Raw genomic sequence first — 21,713 nt, forward strand, 5'->3', positions numbered from 1 at the left:
TCAGCTACCGGTCCACTGCGGGGCACGCTTCTCGGCGAAGGCCACCGCGCCCTCGCGCGCGTCCTTCGACATGAAGATCGGACCCAGGATGGCGCCCTGCTTGTCCCACTTCTCGGCGTCGGACCAGTCGGGCGACTCGACGATGATGCGCTTGGTCGCGGCGACGGCGAGCGGGCCGTTGGCAGTGATGCGCTCGGCCAGCTCGATGGCGGCATCCAGTGCGGCGCCGGGCTCGGTCAGCACATTGACCAGTCCCAACTCGTGGGCCCGGGTCGCCGTGAGGTTGTCGCCGGTGAGCGCGAGTTCCATCGCGATGGCATAGGGGATGCGCTGCGGCAGCCGCAGCAAGCCGCCACCACCGGCCACCAGACCGCGCTTGACCTCGGGGATACCGAACGCCGACGCGTTGGAGGCGACGATCAGGTCTGCCGACAGGGCGAGCTCGGTGCCACCGGCCAGAGCGAAGCCCTCGACGGCCGCGATCAGCGGCTTGGCCGGCGGCCGCTGAGTGAAGCCCAGACCGCGGCTCGAGAGGACGTTCTCCCCTTTTGCGAAGGCCTTCAGATCCATGCCGGCGCAGAACGTGCCGCCGGCTCCCGTCAGCACGCCGACCGACAGTCCCGGGTCTTCGTCGAGGCGGTCCGCGGCCGCGGCCAAGCCCTGGCTGACCGCTGAGTTGACAGCGTTCTTGGCTTGCGGCCGGTTGATGGTGATGATCAGTATGCGGTCGCGCTGTTCGACGAGGACGGCATCTTCGCTGGTGGCTTCTTGGGTCACGACGGTGATGCTAGCCACAGGGGATTGGCGTCCGGCGGTCAACCAGTGAATAATCAAAAATTAGAACATGTTCTAGTTTTTGCCGCAGCCAGAGGAGAAACCGTGGCCAAGCTGCCCGAAATCACCAAATTCGACCCGGACCTGACCGAGAAGGTCATGGGGATTCTCCGACCGCTGCTGAAGGTCTATCACCGCTCCGAGGTCCGCGGACTGGAGAACATTCCGCTGGGTGGCGCGCTGGTGGTGAGCAACCATTCCGGCGGCATGCTGCCCATGGACGTGCCGATCTTTACCTCGCACTTCTACGAGAAGTACGGCTACGACCGTCCCGTGTACACCCTCAGCCACGCCATGCTGATGGTCGGCCCGACCGCGGACTTCTTCAAGAAGACCGGCTACATCCTGGCCAGCCACGAGAACGCCGACGAAGCGCTGCGCTCCGGCGGCCTCGTCGTCGTGTTCCCCGGCGGTGACTACGACGTCTACCGGCCGTCGACCGACGCCAACAAGATCGACTTCGACGGCCGCAAGGGTTACGTGAAGGCCGCGATCAATGCCGGCGTGCCGATCGTGCCGATGGTCGGCATCGGCGGCCAGGAGACCCAGCTGTTCCTGACCCGCGGCGAGCGCATCGCCAAGGCCCTCGGCCCCATCGCACGCGCCGCCCGCGCCAAGGTGGTGCCGCTGTCCGTCGGCCTGCCGTTCGGCCTGTCCGCCGTGCTGCCCTTCAACGTGCCACTGCCGTCGAAGATCGTCATGCAGGTGCTGCCGGCCATCAACATCGAGGCCGAGTTCGGTGAAGAGCCCGACATCGACGCGGTCGACGCACGCGTCCGCAAGGTCATGCAGGACGCTCTCGACGAACTCGCCGAAGAGCGGCGCTTCCCGGTACTAGGCTGACCGCCCGTGGGTATCACCGACAAGCTGACCGCCACTGCCGGCCTGGTCAACACCATGGTCCGCGCCGGTGTCATCGCCCCACTGCGGCCGGACAAGTACGTCCGGATCGCGGGCGCCATGGCCCGCGAAAACATGAGCGTCACTTCAGGTTTCGCCAGTTCCGCGCAGCGCTGCGGTAACCGTCCGGGCCTGATCGACGAGCTGGGCACGCTGACCTTCAGCGAGCTCGACAAGCGCGGCGACGCGTTCGCCGCCGCCCTGCAGCTGCTGCCCTCGGCCAAGGTCGTCGGCATCATGGCACGCAACCACCGCGGTTTCGTCGACGCACTGATCGCGGCCAACCGCATCGGCGCAGATGTGTTGCTACTGAACACTTCCTTCGCCGGCCCGGCCATGGCCGAGGTCGTGGACCGCGAGAACGTCGACGTCATCATCTACGACGAAGAGTTCACCGCGACGGTGGACCGGGCCTTGCAGGATCAAGGTCAGACGGGCCGGCCTCCTGTTACCCGCATCGTGGCGTGGACCGACACCGAGGACCACCCCCTGACCGTCGAGTCCCTGATCATCGACCACCTGGGGCTGCAGCCGCGACGCACCGGCGAAAAGAGCCGGGTGATCCTATTGACCTCCGGAACCACCGGAACTCCCAAGGGCGCCAAGCATTCCGGTGGCGGCCTGGACGCGTTGAAGGCGATCCTGGACCGCACGCCGTGGCGCACCGAGGAGACCACCGTGGTCGTGGCTCCGATGTTCCACGCCTGGGGCTTCTCACAATTGGTGTTCGCGGCGTCGATGGCCTGCACCGTCGTCACTCGCCGCAAGTTCGACCCGCAGGCCACCCTGGCCCTGGTCGACAAGTACCAGGCGACCGGATTGTGTGTTGTCCCAGTGATGTTCGACCGCATCATGGAACTGCCGGACCACATCCGCAACCGCTACAGCGGCCGTTCGCTGCGGTTCGCCGCGGCCTCCGGCTCGCGCATGCGCCCCGACGTCGTCACCTCGTTCATGGACCAGTTCGGTGACGTCATCTACAACAACTACAACGCCACCGAGGCCGGCATGATCGCCACCGCGACCCCGGCCGACCTGCGCGCCGCACCCGACACCGCCGGCCGGCCCGCCGAGGGCACCGAGATCAAGATCCTGGACGCCGATTTCAAGGAGCTGCCGGCGGGCGAGGTGGGCACCATCTACGTGCGCAACTCGACCCAGTTCGACGGCTACACCTCCGGTGCCACAAAAGATTTCCACCAGGACTACATGTCGTCGGGTGACGTCGGATACCTGGATATCGCCGGCCGCCTGTTCGTCGTCGGCCGCGATGACGAGATGATCGTGTCGGGCGGCGAGAACGTCTACCCCATCGAGGTGGAGAAGACGCTGTCCACCCACCCGGACGTGGCCGAAGCCACCGTGCTGGGTGTCGACGACGAGCAGTACGGCCAGCGCCTGGCGGCGTTCGTCGTACTGACCGATGGCGCGACCGCCACCGAGGAATCCCTCAAGCAGCACGTACGAGACAACCTGGCCAATTACAAAGTGCCACGGTCGATTACCGTGCTCGCCGAATTGCCGCGCAACAGTACCGGCAAGATCGATCGCCGCGAGCTGAAGGCGCTGGCCAATGGCGCGTAAATCAGTGACTCTGATCCGGGCCGTCCTCGGACTCGTCAACGCCACCAACGCGGCCACCCCGCTGGCCCGCGCCGGGAACCCCGGCATCCTCACCTTCGCATACGGCTGGCCGTCCAGCGAAGCGGCCGGATTCGTGCTCAGCTCCTCGGTGCTGTCCACCATCCGCCGCGGTCGGCGCGGCGCGTTCTCCGGCACCAGCGGCCGAATCGCGTTGGTGCTCAACGTGATCACCTGGGCCATCCTGGGATACATCGTCAGCCGCAGCCGCAGTTCCCGGCCGGCGTTCGAAGAACCACTGCGCGACGTGATCGGGCCGGGCAACCCGGCTGATCCGGGCGTCCCGCGCCTGCCCGGCATCGCGCGCACCATGCTGTCGCGCCGCAAGTACAACAAGAAGACCGTGAAGTACGGTCCGCACCGCGCCAACCTGGCCGACATCTGGTGCCGCCCCGACCTGCCGCTCGACGGCAAAGCCCCGGTGCTGCTGCAGGTTCCCGGCGGCGGGTGGATGCTCGGCGACCGTCGGCCGCAGGCCTATCCGCTGATGGGCACTCTCGCCGACCGCGGCTGGATCTGCGTGTCCATCGGCTACCGCGTCAGCCCGAAACACCAGTGGCCGGCACACATCATCGACGTCAAGCAGGCCCTCGCCTGGATCAAGGAGAACATCGCCGACTACGGCGGCGACCCCGACTTCGTCGCGATCAGCGGCGGCTCGGCGGGCGGTCACCTGTCCTCGCTGGCCGCGTTGACTCCCGGAGATCCCCAGTGGCAGCCCGGCTTTGAGGACGCCGACACCTCGGTGGTGGCCGCGGTTCCCGTGTACGGCCGGTACGACTGGTTCAGCTACGACGGCCCCGGGCGCCCCGAGATGATGCAGGCGCTGGAGCAGCTGATCATCAAGAAGCCGTTCGCCACCAACTCCCAGGAGTTCCTGGACGCCTCGCCCATCACGCGGATCGGCCCCGACGCCCCACCGTTTTTCGTGCTGCACGGCGGCAACGACACGATGATCGCCGTCCAGGAGGGACGGGACTTCGTGGCCGCCCTGCGCGAGCGGTCACCGGCGCCGGTGGCGTACGCCGAGATCCCGTACGCCCAGCACGCATTCGACGTCTTCGGTTCGGCACACGGCCGCTACACCGCCGAGGCGATCACCCGGTTCCTGGAGTGGGTGCGGGCCGAGAGGGGTCACGCCGTGGCCGCTGCGGACCAGGTCGGGTAGCAGGGCCGCGGCTGCAGTCACGGCGGAGCGCCTGCGCACCGTTGACAGTGCGTCCCAGCAGATCGTCACTCGACCTTTGTCTGCGCCCACGCACACTCAACGCCGAGCCACATTGACTGTGCACCCTCGCAGAACGCCGGCCGCCAGGCGCAGACCCTACTGCGCCATGGCAGTCTCGACGACCGTCAGCTCCTCGGAAAGCCCTGCGGCCCTTCGGATTTTCTTGAAGTCCGCCATCATGCCCGCGGTCACTTCATGCGGGTCGTCGGTGGTCGCGCCGTCGGCCAGCACCGAGATGTTCAGCTGGTCGACGTAGCTCCACACGGTGATGTTCAGGCCGCTGCCGGCAGTGAGCGGGCCGACCGAGTAGATCTCGGTGACAGTGGCGCCACCCACCTTGCCGCGTTCCCGGGGCCCCGGCACGTTGGAGATGTTGAGGTTCAGCACCTTGTTCTGGCCGTCCATGTTGGACAGGCGGCGGAACATCGACTCCATCGGCGCCGGCGGCATGTAGGCGGCCCACCGGGCCACCAACTCCGGACCGACCAGCTGGTGACTCTCCTTGGCCAGCATGGCGGCTTCCCGGGCCTGCCTGACGCGCTGCTCGGCGTCGTCCACGTCGACCGGCAGCCCGATCAGCACGCCACTGAATCGGTTGCCGGAGATGCGATCCGGCGAGAAGTCGTAGCTCATCGGCACCGAGGCCAGCAGCGGGTGATCGGCCTTGCCGTCGTACTTCAGCAGCAGCTCCCGCAGCGCGCCCGATGACATGGCCAGCACCAGGTCGTTGATGGTGACGCCCAGCTTCTTGCTGGTCTCCTTGACGTCCGCGAGCGCCAAAGTGGCTGTGGCGAAACGCCGCCCCGGCGTGAGCACGTGGTTCATGAAGCTCGCCGGCGGGGTGAACGGCCGGGTCAGTTCCGGCGACAGCTTGCGCGTGCTCTTGCGCACCCGCGCCATGCCGTCGGCGGTGTACTTGACCACGCCCGGAATCCGGCCGATCTGCCGGAGGTGATCGACGAAGGCCGAACGCACCAGCTCGCCGCGGGACGGGGCCGGATCGGCGATGTAGAGGTCCTGATCGCGCTGCGGCCCTTCGGTGATGTCCATGCCGAGGGCCAGCAGGTTGGCCGAGGCCACCCCGTCCGCCAGCGCGTGGTGGATCTTGCCGACCACGGCCACCCGCCCATTGGCCAAGCCTTCGACGAGGTACATCTCCCACAGCGGCCGGCTGCGATCCAGTGCGGTACTGGCGATTTCGCCGATCGCCTCGTCAAGTTCGCGGCGGCCACCCGGTGCCGCCACCCGCCACGGCCGGACGTGGTACTCGAGATCGACCTCGGCGTGCTCGCGCCACATCGGGTGGTGGAACTTGAACGGGATGTCGACGAGCTGATAGCCGAACGGGTCCAGCTTGTGCAGTCGTTCCCGGAGTACACGACGGAATTCGTCGATCCCGAAGGTGCGATCACCCAGTCCGGCAAGGTCGATGACGGCAATCTTGAGGGTGTGCATGTGCACGTTGGGCGTTTCCGAATACAACAGGAACGCGTCCCACCCACTCAGTCGTTTCACTCGACCTCTCCTGCGCTTCGGTCAGACCTCGCCCAGTCGAACGGTCTAGACGACCTCTTCGACACACTGCTGGTTCTGGTTCCTGCGAACCTCGTCGAGGAACAACCCTATGGCAGTGGCCATCGACCCTGTGCGGGCACCGTCGGTCATGTCGAAACCGTGTCCGGCGCCGGGCAATTCGATGTAACTGACGGTTGACTCGGACACCGCGCGCAGCTCGTGTACGAAGTCCCGCGCCTGCGCCACCGGGATGACGCTGTCGCCGCTGCCGTGGATCACCAGGAACGGCGGCGCATCTCGGTGCACCCGCGCGATCGGAGAGGCCTGACGGTAGATCTCCGGGTGCTTGTCGATCCGGCGCCGGACCACGACGCGCTCGAGGAAGTCGACGAACTCCTCGCGCTCCTTGGTGGACCGGTCCTCCCAGTCGTAGCGGCCGTAGATACCGACGACGGCGTCGACCGACGTGTCGGCTCCTTCGGGCAGGTCGGTCTGCAGTTCGGGATCGTTGGCCGTCAGGCCGGCCAGCGCGGCGAGGTGCCCGCCGGCCGAGCCACCGGAGATCGCGATGAAGTCGCGGTCACCGCCGAACTTGTCGACGTTCGCCCGGGCCCACGCGATCGCGGTCTTGACGTCCGTGATGTGTTGCGGCCAACGGTGGTTCGGAGCGACACGGTAGTCGATGGACAGACAGACCCAGCCCTGTTGGGCCAGGTGGCTCATCAGCGCGTAGCCCTGCAGCAGCCGGCTGCCGTGCACCCAGGCCCCACCGGGCAGGTAGATCAGCACCGGGGCCGGTTCGCTGGGCAGGTCGTCGGCGCGCCAGACGTCCAGGAGCTGCGACGGGTTATCGCCGTAGCGCACCGAGGTGCGGTGCACCTGACGCCGATGTTCACGGGCCCGCCAGAACGGCGGCGTGCGCTCGGGCGCAGGCCATTCGATGTCGAGTTCGGCGGGCGGCACAACCCCGGTCAGCGCGGCCCGGACCACCTCGTTGGTGCAATCACGCTCGGCCCGACGGATCTCCGCGACGCTCGGGGTGAACAACGCCTTGGAGGTCGACGCCCAGAAGCTCGGCACGTGGCGCATGCCCCACAGGGTCATCGCGGTGGCCCCGCCGAGCGGCTCGAGGCTCTTGCCGATCACGGGCAACGACGCGGCCGCCGTCGCCATCGCCAGCAGGTGATCGGAGGGCTTGGCTGCCATGAACCAGCGGAGCCTGGTCGCCAGCGAGGGGCTGTGAACGTCATTGTCCGGTCGAGCCGTCATTTCGCGAGCGTACACCGCGCTGACCACGCGCTTTCGGGGCCACTGCATGTTTGTGGTCACATTTCGGAGACTGTTCACTTGTGAAGTGCATCACAGCTGATCAGGGGCTATTCGAAGTCGTACCGTCGTGCTTACAGTCAAGCCATGGGTACCTCAGCGCTGGCGATCACCGACGAACACAACGACCTCGCGGACTCGGCCACCGGACTGCTGCACCGGCTCGGCAGCCGGGCCGCGGCCCGTGCCACGCTGGAGGGCGGGCCGTCGCATCCGGCCGGATTCTGGACGGCTGCAGCCGATCTGGGTTGGCAGGGGCTGGCCATCCCCGAGGCCTACGGCGGCTCCGGATTCGGACTGCCCGAACTGGCGGTGGTCCTGGAGGCGCAGGGCCGCGAGCTGTGTCCCGGACCGTTCCTGCCGACCGTCGCCGCCGCCGTCGTCATCGACCGATGCGCCACCGAAGAATTGCGCGCCGCACTGCTGCCCGGGCTGGCCGACGGCAACACCGCCGCCGCCCTGGGCTTGTCCGGACACGTTCACATCGCCGGCCACACCGTGTTCGGGGAGAGCCCGACCGTGCTCGGCGCCCCGGATGCCGACCTGCTGGTCCTGGTCGCCGGCGATGACGTGGTGATCGTCGATGCCCACGCCACCGGCGTCACCGTCACACCGCTGGACGGGGCGGACACCACGCGCAGCATCGGCTCGGTGACACTGGACCAGGTCGAGGCGACCGCAGTACTACGCGGCGCTGCGATCAAGGCGCACACAGCTTTTCGCATTCTCGCCGCCGCCGAGGCGGTCGGGGTCAGCTGGGCGGCGCTGGACATGGCCGTCGAATACGCCAAGGTGCGTGAGCAATTCGGCCGCACCATCGGCACGTTCCAGGCCGTCAAACACCATGCCGCCAACATGCTGGTGGCGGCCGAACTCACCACCGCGGCCGCGTGGGACGCAGCTCGCGCCGACGATCTGGATGACGCCTGGTTCGGCGCGGCCGTCGCCGCTGTCCAGGCGATCCACAGTCAGGTCTTCAACGCAGAGAACAACATTCAGCTGCACGGCGGCATCGGCTTCACCTGGGAACACGACGCGCACCTGTATCTGCGCCGCGCCCTCACCCTGGCCGCGCTGACCGGGGATGGCGCCGACCCGCTGGCCGATGTGGTCGACGGGCAGCGCACCGGCCGGGCCCATGGTGCGTCGTTCGCGCTCCCCGAGGAAGCGGCCGAATACCGCACCGCCGCCCGCGATGCCGTCGCGACGCTGCAGTCGCTGGCCGAGGACAAGAAGCGGGACTTTCTTGTCGATTCCGGTTATCTGGTGCCGCACTGGCCCAAGCCGTGGGGCCGGGATGCCGGCGTGCTGGAGCAGCTGGCCATCGAGGAGGAGTTCCGTGACGTCGAGCGCCCCGACCTCGGCATCACCGGCTGGGTGACGCTGACTATCGCCCAGGCCGGCACCGACGACCAGCGCGAGCGCTGGGTGTACCCGGTGCTGCGCGGCGACATCATGTGGTGCCAGTTGTTCTCCGAGCCCGAGGCCGGCTCGGATGCGGCCGCGGTGCGCACCAGCGCCAAGAAGGTCGACGGCGGCTGGCTGGTGACGGGCCAGAAGGTGTGGACCAGCCTGGCCCAGTACTGCCAGTGGGGCCTGGCCACCGTGCGCACCGATCCCGACGCCCCCAAGCACGCCGGCGTCACGATGATGGCGATCGACATGAAGGCCCCCGGTGTGACCGTCAACCCCCTCAAGGGCCTGACCGGCAACGCGCACTTCAACGAAGTGTTCTTCGACGAGGTGTTCGTCCCGGACGCCGACGTGGTCGGTGACGTCAACAAGGGCTGGCTGGTGGCGCGGGCGACGCTGGGCAACGAGCGGCTGTCGATCGGCGGTGGATCCGGTGCGCAATCCGGCTTCACCGCGGACGATCTCATCGCGCTGTTGGACGCTGCCCAGCCGGAGCTGGCTGCCGGGCTGCGCGACCGCGCCGGCGCGGTGATCGCCGAGGGACACACCCTGCGGCTGCTGAATCTGCGGCGGATCAGCCGGGCCATCGCGGGCACCGGCCCGGGACCCGAGGGCAATGTCACAAAACTCGTGGTCGCCGAGCAGGGGCAGCGCCAGACCGAGCTGGGGATGAAGCTGGCCGGCCCCGCGGCCGTGACCGGGCAAACTCCGGCGCTCACCCAGGCCTACCTGGGCTACCGTGCCATGACCATCGCGGGCGGCACCTCGGAGATCACCCGGAACACCATCGCCGAACGAATTCTCGGGCTGCCCCGCGATCCTTTGCTCAAGTAGGTCGTTACGCATCACGAGTCGGTTGAGACTTAGCGAAGATCGCTTCGCCACGCTGCGCCGATCGGTCGGATATGTCACGCTATGGACCGATGAGTTTGCTATCGGTCAGGTCCTGGGTACCCCGCCGCGCTTTGCTGGCGGCGTTGCTGTGTGCCCAGCTGATCGCCGGGGTGGTCACTGTGTCTGCCGTCGGCCCGTCCGCCGGCGGTGCAACCGACGACGACCACACCGACGCCGTGTTCCGCAGTGCCCACGCCGGCAGCTGCCTGACCTGGCAACCTGAACCGCCCCAGCGGCCCGCGTTCGTGCAGTGCAGCAGCCCGCACCTGTTCGAGGTCGTCAACTCAGTCGAAGGCGACGGCGATCAGGGAGCCTGCGCAGTATCAGGACGCCGGTACCTCGGACCACGCTTCGACCCGAACAGCCGGTTCGCGTACGGCCTGCTGCGCTCGGTGAGCGCTGGCGGTTCCGGATCCGGCAGTCACATCGCGTTGTGCGGACTGCAACTGCCCGGCCCGAACGGCCAGCAACTGCCGTTCCGCGGGCAGGTCGCCGAGCAGGATCAGTCGCGGGTGTGGCCACCGGGCACGTGTCTGGGGGCCGACATGAAGGGCGGGCAGACCGGCCTCGTGCCCGTGGACTGCGCCGAACCGCATTCGGTCGAGGCAGTCGGCCCCGTCGATCTCGGCGCGCACTTCCACGACGGCCCGCCGCCATCGGACGCCGAGCAGGAGGCGGTGCTACGCCCCACCTGCAGCACGATGACCACCGCGTACCTGGCGCCGAAGACGTTGTCGGCCAGCGACCTGAGCCTGAACTACCGGCCCATCGGCCCATCCAGCTGGTCCGCCGGCAGCCACCAGACGCTGTGCGCGCTGGCATCGCGGACGCCCGGCCCCCTGACCGGCAGCGTGAAGTCTCCCGGCGCCGCGTCGGCCGTGCCCGCTCCCGCTCCCGTCGCCCCGCGCCCGGCGGCACCTCCGGCGCCCGCCACGACAACGACCACCATCGCCCCGACGAGCAATGCCCCGACCACCGTCGCGGCTCCGGCGGTCGCTCCGAGTACCGCGGCGCCACCGTCGTCCTCGTCGTCGGTGGCATCGCAGGCAGCCGAGGCGCCCAGCGCTTCCGTCACCGAAACCACGGCGCCACCGGCAGCCCCGGCCTCACCCGTCGACAACCCGGCGCATCCGCCGCAGGCTCCCCCGGCCGAACCGGCACATCCTGCCGAGCCGGCACCCCCGGCCGAGCCCGCGGCGCCGTCGCACGTGCTCGAGATTCCGGGCTTCGCCCCGATCACCCTGCCCTGGGCACCGCCGCCGCTGTAAGCCCGCGCCGAGCCTTGACCGCAGGGAGAATTTCGGGCGGGTTTTCCGCCGCCCAGTCAGGTTCGCGCGGATACGACGCCGGCCGAGGCGGCTAGCGGACGGCAGCCTCGAGGTCGGCCAGGGAGTCCTCGAGGTGGCCAAGCAGCCGCTGCAGGTGCGGCACGCTGTGCCGGCAGCCGACGAGCCCGAAGTCGAGGTTGTCGCCGTTGTTGACCAGCGTGATATTCAGCGCCTGCCCGTCCAGCGCGATCGACAGCGGATAGTTCCCGTCGAGCCGCGCACCCTTCCAGTACATCGGCACCCGTGGTCCCGGCACATTCGAGATGACAATGTTGAACGGCGGCGGGGTGGCGTCGACGAAACCGGGCACGGTGGACAGCGCGATCGGCGACAGCAGCAGCGCCGACAGGGCCATCGACTCCGTCTTCGACAGCCCGGCGAACACCTGCTTGTTGCCGCGCATCGAATCGGAGATGGCCTGCAGCCGCGTCGCCGGTTCCTTGATGTCGGTGGCGAGGTTGCACAGGATCGCGCCCACCTGGTTGCCGCCGGCATCGGCGTCGGCCTCGGACCGCAGGCTCACCGGGACCATCGCGATCAGCGGAGCGTCAGGCAGGGCGCTCTGCTCGAGCAGGTAGCCCCGCAGCGCCCCGGAGCACATGGCCAGCACGACGTCGTTGACGGTGACACCGCCGGCGGCCTGCTTGACGGCCTTGATGCGGTCGAGCGGCCAGGACTGGGCCGCCACCCGTCGGGCGCCGCCGATCTTGACGTTGAACATGGTCTTCGGCGCGCTGAACGTCCGGGTCAGGTTCTGTTCCAACAAGACGGCACGCGCCACCCGGAACGTCGACGGCGCGAGACCCGCCGCCGCGCCGACAGCCTCGATCGCCGAGCCCACCAACGACGAGCTCTGCTTCGACACGCGCTTGCGGGACGGCAGGTCCCACGGCACCCGCACTTCCGGCTCGGCCGGGTCGTCGGACAGCGTGCGCATCGTCATCCGCAGTGCGGACACCCCGTCGAGCAGCGCGTGGTGGACCTTCGAATAGATCGCGAACCGGCCGTCCTCGAGACCTTCCACCAGGTACGTCTCCCACAGTGGACGGTGCCGGTCCAGCAGGCTGGTGTGCAGCCTGCCGCAGAGGTCGAGCAACTCGCGTACTCGTCCCGGGGAGGGCAGCGCCGAGCGGCGCAGGTGGTAGTCGACGTCGATGTCGTCGTCGTACGCCCAGCCGAAGCTGGCGATGCCGCCGAGAATCCGCGCCGGGCGTTTGCGGTAGGTGGGGTTGAAGTTGGTGTGCGCCAACATGTCCCGATACAGGTCATGCACGAACTCCGGCCCGGCGCCCTCGGGCGGGCTGAACAGCTGCAGGCCGCCGACGTGCATCGGATGCTCCCGCGATTCCCCGAGCAGGAACATGGCATCGGTTGGCGACATGATCTCCACCCGCCAAGTAAACCCCTATTCGGCGGGCGGTGGACCAGGTTGCCGCGTCAGGGCTGGCGTTCGCCCGGCGGCGGCGGGTTGGCGACCACCGGGAACTGGCCGGTGAAGCCCTGCCGCTGTTTGGCGATCTCGAGGACCCGGCCACGCGCCGCGTACCAGCCGACGATCAGCGCCGGGATGATGATCACCAGCGTCCCCACTGTCCAGGTGCCGACCGGTTTGTCGAACGCCATCAGCACCAGCACCGCCGCGAGGAACACCAGCGTCGCGTACCCGGTGTACGGCGCGCCCCACATCCGGAACGACGGCCGCTCCATCTCACCCCGTTCGGACCAGCGGAACAGCTGCAACTGACAGATCACGATGGTGGCCCACGACGCGATGATGCCGAGTGCGGCCATGTTCAGCACGATCTCGAACGCCTGGGCGGGCACCACGCCGTTGAGCACGACGCCGAGCAGCCCGATGCTGGCCGTCAGACAGATACCGCCATACGGCACACCACGTTTGGACATGACGCCGGTGAACTTCGGGGCGCTGCCGTTCATCGCCATGGAGCGCAGGATGCGGCCGGTCGAGTACAGCCCCGCGTTCAGGCTGGAGAACGCCGCGGTGAGTACGACGACGTTCATCAGGGTGCCCGCGCCCTCGAAACCGATCTTCGAGAAGAACGTGACGAAGGGGCTCTCGCCCGCCTTGTAGGCGGTGTAGGGAAGCAGCAGCCCGAGCAGCACCAGCGACCCGACGTAGAACAGCGCGATGCGGAAGATCACCGAGTTGATGGCGCGCGGCATGATCTTGTGCGGCTCGGCGGTCTCGCCCGCCGCGGTGCCGACGAGTTCGACTGCGGCATAAGCGAAGACGACGCCCGAGGTCACGACCACCAGCGGCAGCAACCCGGTGGGGAACAGCCCGCCGCTGTCCGAGATGACGCTGAAGCCGGTGGTCTGGCCGTCGACCTTGAACCGGCCTGCCAGGAACACCGTGCCGACCACCAAGAAGGTCACGAGGGCAACGACTTTGATCAGCGCCGCCCAGAATTCGAGCTCGCCGAACAGGGTCACCGAGATCAGGTTCATGCCCATCACGATGCCCAGCGCGATCAGCGCGATCAGCCACTGCGGGATCGCGTCGAACGCCTTCCAGTAGTGGAAGTAGGTGGCGATGGCGGTCGAGTCGACGATCGACGTCATGGCCCAGTTCAGGAAGTACATCCAACCGGCGACGTAAGCCGCCTTCTCGCCGAGGAATTCACGTGCGTACGAGACGAACGACCCGGACGACGGCCGGTGCAGCACCAGTTCCCCGAGGGCCCGCAGGATCAGGAACACGAACCCGCCGCAGATCAGGTAGACCAGGAACAGGCCCGGCCCCGCGTTGTGCAGCCGGCCACCGGCGCCCAGGAACAGGCCGGTACCGATGGCACCGCCGATCGCGATCATCTGCAGCTGGCGTGGCTTGAGGGTGTGGTGATAGCCCGCGTCTTCGGCCGTCAGACCGGGTGGCTCGACATGGGTATGCGGCGTGGCAGTCATAGCGATTCAGTGAACACCGGCTCGCAATCCGGCGCAGGACAATTGGTTTCCTGTGTGTGAACACAGGCGTGTCCACAACGGGCTCGGGTCAGTATTGTCGGTCAGATGTCGGGCATCTCCCAAACAGTCGAGTTCCACCCCGAGTTGGCACGTGCCGCACGGTTCATGCCGCGCAGCCCGATCACGCCGTGGAATCTCCGCTTTGTCCGGATGCTGTCCGACCTGCAGGAACGCCGCACTCCGGAGGGCACCGAGGTGCTGACGCTGCCGTCGGGTGTCGGGATTCGGCTGCACCGGCCACCTGCCGGCACCGACCGTGGCGGCGCGCTGCTGTGGATACACGGTGGCGGTTACCTGATCGGCAGTCCGGCGCAGGACGACGTGCTGTGCCGGCGTTTCGCGAAAGAACTCGGCATCACGGTGGCGGCGGTCAAGTACCGGTTGGCGCCCGACAATCCGTATCCGGCCGGGCTGGAGGACTGCTACACGGCGCTGCGTTGGCTGGTCGAACTGCCGGCGGTGGATCCGGCCCGGGTGGCGGTCGGCGGTTCCAGCGCCGGCGGTGGCATGAGCGCGGCGTTGGCTCAGCTGGCGTATGACCGCGGTGAAATTGCTTTGGCGGCACAGCTTTTGGTGTACCCCATGATCGACGATCGGTCAGGTGACCGGCCCGGACTGGACCATCCCGGACACCGGTTGTGGACCCAGAAATCGAACCGCTTCGGCTGGCGCGCCTACCTCGGCGGTGCCGATCCCGCGGTCGCCGTCCCTGCCCGACGGACCGATCTGTCCGGCCTGCCGCCTGCCTGGGTCGGCGTCGGAACCTTGGACGTCTTCCACGACGAGGACATCGACTATGCCGAGCGGTTGCGCGCGGCGGGTGTCCCATGCGAACTGGAAGTGGTGCCGGGCGCGTACCACGGGTTCGACGGCGTCGCCGCCAAGACTCAGGTGGCTCGTGCGTTCTTTGCCAGTCAGGTGCAATTCCTGCGGCCGATGCTGAACCCGGCCGTCGTCGGCTAGCCCCGTCGGCTAACTCGTCGGCCGCCCACGCCGATCACCCAGCTGCCGTAACCCCACTGCGGCACTGCCGATCCCGCGCCTCATTGGTCGCGCGAGCGTGATCTTCGTTACTTAGCTTATGCTATCTAATTGATGTTTACGCAGGTCAAACACGGTTTTCAAGAAATTAGCCGATCAAATAAACCCTTGCGGGGAAGCATTTCGGGGCGCATGGTTGTTGAACAGACCAACGACCACAACGGTCTGATCTTCACCGAGAAGAGGCACGGCAATGACCACCCTGACCCATCAGACGACCGAAAACATCGGCCCCCTGCGGCAGCTGTTCCGGCGATCCACCGCTGTGGTGGTGCTGACGGCGGCAGGTCTGGGCGTGGCCGGCTACATGGCCCTCGGCATGCTGCAGGACAAGCCGGCCGACCCGGTGCTGCCGACGTTCTCCGCAGTCCCCGTCCCGTCCGCTCCGGACCTGGACAAGCTGCAGAACCTGGGCCAGCTCGCCGCCATCGTGCAGAGCCCGCAGGTGCCGCAGGCACACCCGGCCCGCTAGGCCCCAATACTCATCTGAGCACTGAGCCGCCCTCGAGATCGAGGGCGGCTCAGTGCTATTCGGCGACTATTGGGTGGCGTGCGCCTTGCCGACCGGCGTGCGGTTGGCCATGTTCTGGGCTACCTCTTCGTGCCACAGGTCGTTGGCGTGGGTGGTGTCGACTTCCTGCTCGAACCGGGCGACCATGTCCGGCAAGACATCGGCGGCGTCGACGTAGAACTGCTCGTACCAGCGACGGTGCTGGTAAACCGGGCCGTCTTCCTCGGTCAGCAGCGGGTTCTCGATGCGCGTCTTGTTCTTCCAGATCTCGACGTCCTCCATGAAGCCGTCGCCGAAGCTGCGGCTCAGCGTCGCCGCCAGCTTCTCCGTCTTCTCCGCCGGCAACGCCGGGTTGTTCTGCACCGCGACGCCCCACTGCAGCACGAACGAATCATGCGTCACCGGGTAGTGGCAGTTGATCAGCGCGATCTCCACCGTGAACTCCGGGGCAAGGTCGTTGTGCAGCCAGTTGATCATGTACGCCGGCCCGAAATACGTGGCCTCCGACCGCAGGTAGGTACCGTCCCACAGTTCGCGCGTCGCGTAGTCCGGCCGCGGCTTGGACTCCATGAACTGGCTGGCGGTGTGGCCCTCGATGACGTTCTTGAAGTACGTCGGGTAGGCGTGGTGAATGTAGAAGAAGTGCGCCATGTCCACGTTGTTGTCGACGATCTCGCGGCAGTGCGACCCCTCGATCAGCAGCGAGTTCCACTGCCACGGCGACCATCGGCCTTCCTCGTAGCCTTCGATGGTCGGCGGCGTCAGCTCCGGTGCGGGCGTCGAACCCTCGGGGTCGTGCCAGATCAGCAGCTGCCCATTGACCTCGGTGGTCCGCCAGGCGCGGGTGCGAGCGAGCCGCGGGGTGCGCTTGGCGTACGGCACCAGCTGGCACTTGCCGTCGCCGCCCCAGCGCCAGTCGTGGAACGGGCACGCGACCGCGTCGCCTTTGACGGTGCCCTGCGACAGGTCCCCGCCCATGTGCCGGCAGTAGCCGTCCAGCACCTTCAACCGGCCCTGCGAATCGGCGAACACCACCAGCTTGGTGCCGAACGCCTGGATGGCATGCGGCTTGCCGTCGCGGAATGACTCGGCCAATCCGATGCAGTGCCAGCCGCGTGCGAAGCGCGTCATCTCGACGCCCGCGTCGATATGCCTGACTTCAGCCTCAGTCATATTGTGCCCCTTCCGAATTGCTCCTGGTTGACCAGGATTTTTACTTCGGTATCCCGGCCTGTCGACTGCAGAGAGTGAATGCCTTTTTCCAGAGCGTCGGCCAACTGAATACGGCTGGTGACGAGCGGCACGGGGTCCAGTCGCCCGTCGGCGATCATGTCGATAACGGTACGGAAGTCGTCCCTGGAATAGGCGAAACTTCCCGTAACCCGTTTCTCGGTGATCATGAAGAGACTGGGGTTGAACGTCACGTCGGCGTGGTACATCGCGACGACGACGGTGGTGCCGCCCTTGCGGAGCGCGTTGACCGCGGTGTCGAACGTGGCCTGGCCCGCCCCCGCGGCGTCGAACGACGCGTCCACGCCCTGGCCTTTGGTCAGCTCGTGGACAAAGCCACCGAGGTCGGTCTCGCGGGGATCCACGACGTCGGCGCCGAGGGTTGCCGCCAGCTCACGCCGGGCGGTACTCATCTCGCTGACGATAACGCGTTGCGCGCCTTGCGCTTTCAGGCACAGCAGCAGGCCGAGGCCGATGGGTCCGCCGCCGACGACGAGCGCCGTCTGTCCGGCACCGATGCCACTGAGCCGCACGGCGTGCAGCGCAACGCTCAGCGGCTCGACCAGCGCGCCGGTCTCGGGCGTGAAGCCGTCGGGCAGCACGAACACCTTGTCCGCAGCGGCGACGACGTACTCGGCGAAACCGCCACCGCCGCCGTTGACGCCGAGGAAGCCGAACTGCTCGCACAGGTTTGGTTCACCACGCAGGCAGGCGGGACAGGTGCCGTCTTCGAAACTCGGTTGGACGGCGACTAGCGCGCCGACCGGAATGCCGTCGACGCCGTCACCGACCGCGGTGACGTAGCCGGCGAACTCATGGCCCAGGACGTGCGGTCCGGGCTGCCCGACGAGCGGATGCGGCCAGTCCACCGGCACCGGCGCAGTCTCGTACAGGGACAGGTCCGAGCCGCAGATGCCACTGCACGCGACCCGGATCTTGACCTTGCCGGCAGTGACGTCGGGCTCGGGAATCTCGTCGAGCCGGGCGTCAGCCGCGCCGTGTAACCGCCACGCCTGCATCCGTCTACCCCTTCGTCCGAGCGATCATGTCGAGCACGGCCAGGTGGGAGAACACCATGCTGGTGCCGATCGGGTTGCCGCCGCCCGGGTACGCGTAGCCACTCGGCGCGGCCATGGTGTTGCCCGCCGCGTACAAGCCGGTGATCGGGTTGCCTGCGGTGTCGAGCACCTGGCCGGTGGTGTCGGTGCGCAGACCGCCCTTGGTGCCGAGGTCGGAGATGCCGAAATTGGCGGCGTGGAACGGCGCCTTGTCGATGCGGACCATCGGGCAGGCGCCACCGGAGAAGGCGCGGTCGTAGGCTTCGTCGCCGCGGCCGAAGTCCGGATCGGAACCGGCGTCGGCGTATTCGTTGAACTGCGCCACGGTCGCGACCAGCTGCTCGGCGGGCACCCCGATCTTGGCGGCCAGCTCCTCCAGGGTGTCGGCGGTGTGCCACAGCCCGGCGTCGACGTACTTCTCGGTTTCCACCATCGAGACATTGGTGGCCTTGATCGGTGGCACGCCCGCATCGGTGTCGTCGTAGATCATCCAGAACGGAAGCGTCATCTCGCCCTTGGCCAACCGGTCCACGGCGACGCGGCCGATCCGGTCGTACGGCGCGGACTCGTTGACGAACCGCTTGCCGTCCTGGTCGACGAAGATGCCGCCGGTGAACCACAGCGCGAATGCGCTGCGGCCGTCCGGGTGCGTGAGGCCGGGTGACCACCAGGCCTGCTCCATCAGGTCGGTGTCGGCGCCGACAGCGATGCCCGCCTCATGCGCCTGGCCGAGATTTCCCCAGGGCCCCATGGTGTCTCGCGCCTCACCCGGCACGCCGTACTTGTGCCGGAGCTCGTCATTGCCCTCGAAGCCGCCGGCCGCGAGCAGCACACCCTTGCGCGTCCTGATCGCCTTACGGACCCCGTCGGTCTCGACGACGGCACCCACGACGGCACCGTCCTCGGTCACCAGCTCCACCAGAGCGGTGCCCAGTTGCGTTGTGGCCGAAGGGTATTGCTTCAGCGCCACCAGGAAACGGGCGATCAGCGCCCGGCCGCCGATGAAGTAGTCATCGGGCTGCGGGACGCCGAGCCGGTCGTTGTCCAGCGGGCCGCGCACCAATTCCTTGAACTCAGGCGCCTTTTCGATCTTCAGCGGGCGGGCCGCGACGTGCCGCTGCCCGTCCGCCCGGGCCTTCGGCATCTTCCCGAAGTAGTCCGGCCAGGGCAGCATGTCGAACTTGATGTTGGGATCGGTTTCCAGGTACTCGATCAGCGGAGCACCACTGCGGACATAGGTGTCCTGCAGCTCGCGTGGCGTCCGATCGCCGACGACGGCGTGGTAGTACTCCAGCGCGTCGTCGATGGTGTCGTCGGTGCCGGCCCGCTGCAGCACGGGGTTGCAGGGGAACCACACGCCGCCGCCACCGGAGTAGGCGGTGGTGCCGCCGAACTTGTCGGTGGCCTCGACCAGCAGCACCTCGAGTCCTTCACGCGCGGCGGTGTAGGCACCGGTGACGCCACCGCCACCAGAGCCCGCCACCAGCACGTCAACCGTCGAGTCCCAGTCCGTCATGCCCAAACTCCCTATAGGTATCGCTGCCGTCCGTACTGCGTGAACTCATCGTCCAACGCGCGCTTGGCATCCTCGGTCATGAGCTGAAAGACCGGCACACTGTTTCCCACTGGGCGACCCACCCAGCGGTACACCAGTTCCTCGGTGTGCCACTTGTCCGCTTGCAGCTCGCGCTTGAGCACCTTGTTGGAGCCGGTGACCGGCAGCGAGTCCGAGATCCGCAGGAAGCGCGGCGTGCCCTTCTTGCCCAGGTCATCCTGGTCGTTCAGGTACTTCACGAACGTGTCGACGTCGAACAGGATCGGGTCGGCGACCTCGATGGCCGCCATCACCTGATCTCCCGAGCGGGAGTCCGGCACCGCGTACACGCCCGCGGCGATCACCTCGGGATGACGCCGCAGCACGCGCTCGATGGAAAGGGCCGAGGTGTTCTCGCCGTCGACCCGGATCCAGTCACCGCGCCGGCCGGCGAAGTAGATGAACCCGTTCGCGTCGACGTAGCCGAGGTCGCCGGTCCAGTACCAGCCGTTTCGGATGCGGTCGGCATCGGCGGCGTCGTTCTTGTAGTAGCCCTCGAACTTCTTGGTGCCGAGCTTGTCGACGATCTCGCCGACGGCGTCGTCGGGGTTCAGGAGCCGGCCGTGCTGATCCAAGACCGCTGGGACGCACTCGATCATGGTTTCGGGGTTGACGATCGCGACACCCGGATGGGCCGGCCGGCCGAGGGCGCCCTCGGGCTGGTCGGGGTCGAGCACGACGGCGCCGCCACCCTCGCTCGAGCCGTAGCCCTCATAGAGATCGGCGCCGAAGCGGCGCTTGAAGTAGGCCTGGTCCTCCGGAGAGGCCTCTGTGCCGAACCCGCGGCCCAGCTGGTTGTCGGCGTCGTCGGGCTGTTCGGGCGTGGCCAGCAGGTAGCCGAGCGCCTTGCCCACGTAGGTGAAGAACGTCGCGCCGAAGTACCGCACGTCCGGCAGGAAACCCGACGCCGAGAAACTCGGGGTCAGGCAGACCGTCGCGCCGACGGCCAAAGCCGGGGCCCACAGCGCCATGATGGCGTTGCCGTGGAACAGCGGCATGCAGCAGTAGTCGACGTCGCCGCGGACGTGGTTGAACTTGTCCACCGCCGAGTAGGCGATCCACGCCAGACGGCCCTGGCTGCACTTGACGGCCTTCGACGCGCCGGTGGTGCCGGAGGTGAACAGCAATAAAAGTAGAGACTGGTCGTCGACTCCGTCGGCCGCCGTGATTTGTGCACGATTTTCCGCGCTTGCCGCGGATTTTCGTGCACAAATCGCGTCCTGATAGGCCGGGTCGTCGACGACCAGGATGCGGTCGGGCGTCAGGCCGAGGTCCAGGCCCGAAAGCCGTTCCCGCCCAGCCGAATCGGTGACGATCAGCTGACAGTCCGCGTGCCGGACCTCGCCGGCCAGTTCGTCGTTGCCGCGCGTCGGGTTGATGCCGACGATCGTCGCCCCCGACAGAGCGGCACCGCCCAGCCAGAAGATGAAGTCGGGCACGTTGTCCAGCAGGACACCGATGTGGAAGGGGCCGTCAGCCCGCAACTCCGCGGCGTAAGCGCCGCGGGCGGCGGACTCACGGACCACCTCGTCCCAGGTCCAGTCCTGGTGCCGGGTGCGCAATCCCAACCGCTCGTCGCCGAGGCGGTCGAGCAGCAGGGCCGCGATGTCCTCGCGGAGCTCAGGCATTGGCGGCGGCGGCCTTCTGGTCGATGTACTCCTGCGGCAGGTCTTCGAGGCTCAGCTTGGTGACGCTGACCGGGCCGGTCTGGTAGGCGTCCTCGCCGATGATCAGGCCGTCGGCGTCGATCGGCCAGTTGATGAGCTGCCGGAACACCAGCAGGTAATCGCCGTTCGGATCCTCGACGTCGACGCCGATCGCCTGCGCGGCCGCGCCCGGGTAGATCATCTTCATCCAGCCTTCGGTCATCACCAGATCATCGTCCACGGCAAGGCGATCGATCTCGAAGACGAGGTGATTGGCGCCGCTGGCCACGAACGCCTCGTAGTAGGCACGCACACCCTCGGTGGTCTTGGGGCCCATGTCGGTGTTGGCGTACCAGAAGTGGTAGTCCGGGTTCGGGGACAAGGTGGCCATCAAGCGGTCCATGTCCGGCACCGCCTCGGCCGACATGTGCTCGAGCACGATGCTCAGCACCTGGCGATGGCGCTCGTTGGTGGTGCGCGACAGGCGTTCTTCGACGAGTTCCCAGGTCTTGGTGGGGTCGATGATGGCCATGTGGGTACTCCTCGGGTCTGCGACTGAGCGTGGGCTC

General features: G+C 67.5%; 17 protein-coding genes. 7 read left to right on the forward strand and 10 right to left on the reverse strand.

Annotation, left to right across the window (positions count from 1 at the left end; genetic code table 11):
• On the reverse strand, positions 1–786 hold the full coding sequence (locus tag ACNO8X_RS02015; RefSeq protein ID WP_418005736.1) for a crotonase/enoyl-CoA hydratase family protein: 786 nt from the start codon (positions 784–786) through the stop codon (positions 1–3).
• 147 nt (positions 787–933) lie between these two features.
• Here ACNO8X_RS02015 and ACNO8X_RS02020 point away from each other — a divergent pair, with 147 nt between their 5' ends.
• The 3 genes from ACNO8X_RS02020 to ACNO8X_RS02030 are packed head-to-tail and all read left to right on the forward strand — an operon-like array spanning position 934 to position 4,543.
• Positions 934–1,677 (forward strand): lysophospholipid acyltransferase family protein, encoded by a 744-nt coding sequence (locus tag ACNO8X_RS02020; RefSeq protein WP_418005737.1) that lies wholly within the window; start codon positions 934–936, stop codon positions 1,675–1,677.
• Positions 1,678–1,731: 54 nt separating this feature from the next.
• Positions 1,732–3,318, forward strand: coding sequence for an acyl-CoA ligase FadD12 (gene fadD12, locus ACNO8X_RS02025; RefSeq protein WP_418005738.1), 1,587 nt, complete (start codon positions 1,732–1,734; stop codon positions 3,316–3,318).
• Positions 3,308–4,543 (forward strand): alpha/beta hydrolase, encoded by a 1,236-nt coding sequence (locus ACNO8X_RS02030; RefSeq protein WP_418003938.1) that lies wholly within the window; start codon positions 3,308–3,310, stop codon positions 4,541–4,543. The genes fadD12 and ACNO8X_RS02030 overlap by 11 nt, the downstream gene beginning before the upstream one ends.
• A 156-nt stretch (positions 4,544–4,699) precedes the next feature.
• Here the strand turns inward: ACNO8X_RS02030 and ACNO8X_RS02035 are convergent, their stop codons facing one another.
• Both ACNO8X_RS02035 and ACNO8X_RS02040 read right to left on the reverse strand, forming a co-directional pair.
• On the reverse strand, positions 4,700–6,118 hold the full coding sequence (locus ACNO8X_RS02035) for a WS/DGAT/MGAT family O-acyltransferase (protein WP_418003939.1): 1,419 nt from the start codon (positions 6,116–6,118) through the stop codon (positions 4,700–4,702).
• A gap of 45 nt (positions 6,119–6,163) precedes the next feature.
• Entirely contained in the window at positions 6,164–7,387 is a 1,224-nt protein-coding gene (locus ACNO8X_RS02040) for an alpha/beta hydrolase fold domain-containing protein (RefSeq protein WP_418003940.1), read from the reverse strand.
• Positions 7,388–7,531: 144 nt separating this feature from the next.
• Between ACNO8X_RS02040 and ACNO8X_RS02045 the strand changes: the two genes are divergently transcribed.
• Positions 7,532–9,691 carry an acyl-CoA dehydrogenase gene (locus ACNO8X_RS02045; protein WP_418003941.1) on the forward strand — a complete coding sequence of 720 codons (2,160 nt, stop codon included), beginning with the start codon at positions 7,532–7,534 and terminating at the stop codon, positions 9,689–9,691.
• Between the two features lie 89 nt (positions 9,692–9,780).
• Entirely contained in the window at positions 9,781–11,019 is a 1,239-nt protein-coding gene (locus tag ACNO8X_RS02050; protein ID WP_418003942.1) for a septum formation family protein, read from the forward strand.
• Positions 11,020–11,110: 91 nt separating this feature from the next.
• On the opposite strand, the gene ACNO8X_RS02055 is transcribed toward ACNO8X_RS02050, so the two are convergent.
• Both ACNO8X_RS02055 and ACNO8X_RS02060 read right to left on the reverse strand, forming a co-directional pair.
• Positions 11,111–12,469, reverse strand: a complete 1,359-nt coding sequence (locus ACNO8X_RS02055) for a WS/DGAT/MGAT family O-acyltransferase (protein ID WP_418003943.1) — start codon at positions 12,467–12,469, stop codon at positions 11,111–11,113.
• Between the two features lie 47 nt (positions 12,470–12,516).
• Complete coding sequence (locus tag ACNO8X_RS02060) at positions 12,517–14,004, reverse strand: amino acid permease (RefSeq protein WP_418003944.1); 1,488 nt, start codon at positions 14,002–14,004, stop codon at positions 12,517–12,519.
• A 105-nt stretch (positions 14,005–14,109) separates the two neighbouring features.
• Here ACNO8X_RS02060 and ACNO8X_RS02065 point away from each other — a divergent pair, with 105 nt between their 5' ends.
• Together ACNO8X_RS02065 and ACNO8X_RS02070 are read left to right on the forward strand one after the other, a co-directional pair.
• Positions 14,110–15,027: an alpha/beta hydrolase gene (locus ACNO8X_RS02065; RefSeq protein ID WP_418003945.1), complete on the forward strand. Its 918-nt coding sequence runs from the start codon at positions 14,110–14,112 to the stop codon at positions 15,025–15,027.
• 271 nt (positions 15,028–15,298) lie between these two features.
• A complete protein-coding gene (locus ACNO8X_RS02070) occupies positions 15,299–15,577 on the forward strand; it encodes a hypothetical protein (protein ID WP_043391134.1) in 279 nt (92 codons plus the stop codon).
• A 66-nt stretch (positions 15,578–15,643) separates the two neighbouring features.
• Here the strand turns inward: ACNO8X_RS02070 and ACNO8X_RS02075 are convergent, their stop codons facing one another.
• From ACNO8X_RS02075 to ACNO8X_RS02095, 5 genes are read right to left on the reverse strand one after another with little or no spacing between them, the layout of a single operon-like run.
• Entirely contained in the window at positions 15,644–16,789 is a 1,146-nt protein-coding gene (locus ACNO8X_RS02075; protein WP_418003946.1) for a Rieske 2Fe-2S domain-containing protein, read from the reverse strand.
• On the reverse strand, positions 16,786–17,865 hold the full coding sequence (locus ACNO8X_RS02080) for a 2,3-butanediol dehydrogenase (RefSeq protein WP_418003947.1): 1,080 nt from the start codon (positions 17,863–17,865) through the stop codon (positions 16,786–16,788). The genes ACNO8X_RS02075 and ACNO8X_RS02080 overlap by 4 nt, the downstream gene beginning before the upstream one ends.
• A gap of 4 nt (positions 17,866–17,869) precedes the next feature.
• Positions 17,870–19,420: an FAD-binding protein gene (locus ACNO8X_RS02085; RefSeq protein WP_418003948.1), complete on the reverse strand. Its 1,551-nt coding sequence runs from the start codon at positions 19,418–19,420 to the stop codon at positions 17,870–17,872.
• A gap of 11 nt (positions 19,421–19,431) precedes the next feature.
• On the reverse strand, positions 19,432–21,126 hold the full coding sequence (locus tag ACNO8X_RS02090; protein ID WP_418003949.1) for an AMP-binding protein: 1,695 nt from the start codon (positions 21,124–21,126) through the stop codon (positions 19,432–19,434).
• Complete coding sequence (locus ACNO8X_RS02095; protein ID WP_418003950.1) at positions 21,119–21,676, reverse strand: nuclear transport factor 2 family protein; 558 nt, start codon at positions 21,674–21,676, stop codon at positions 21,119–21,121. The genes ACNO8X_RS02090 and ACNO8X_RS02095 overlap by 8 nt, the downstream gene beginning before the upstream one ends.
• Positions 21,677–21,713: the final 37 nt, after the last annotated feature.

This window comes from Mycobacterium sp. PDNC021, assembly GCF_048282635.1.
GTDB lineage: Bacteria > Actinomycetota > Actinomycetes > Mycobacteriales > Mycobacteriaceae > Mycobacterium > Mycobacterium llatzerense.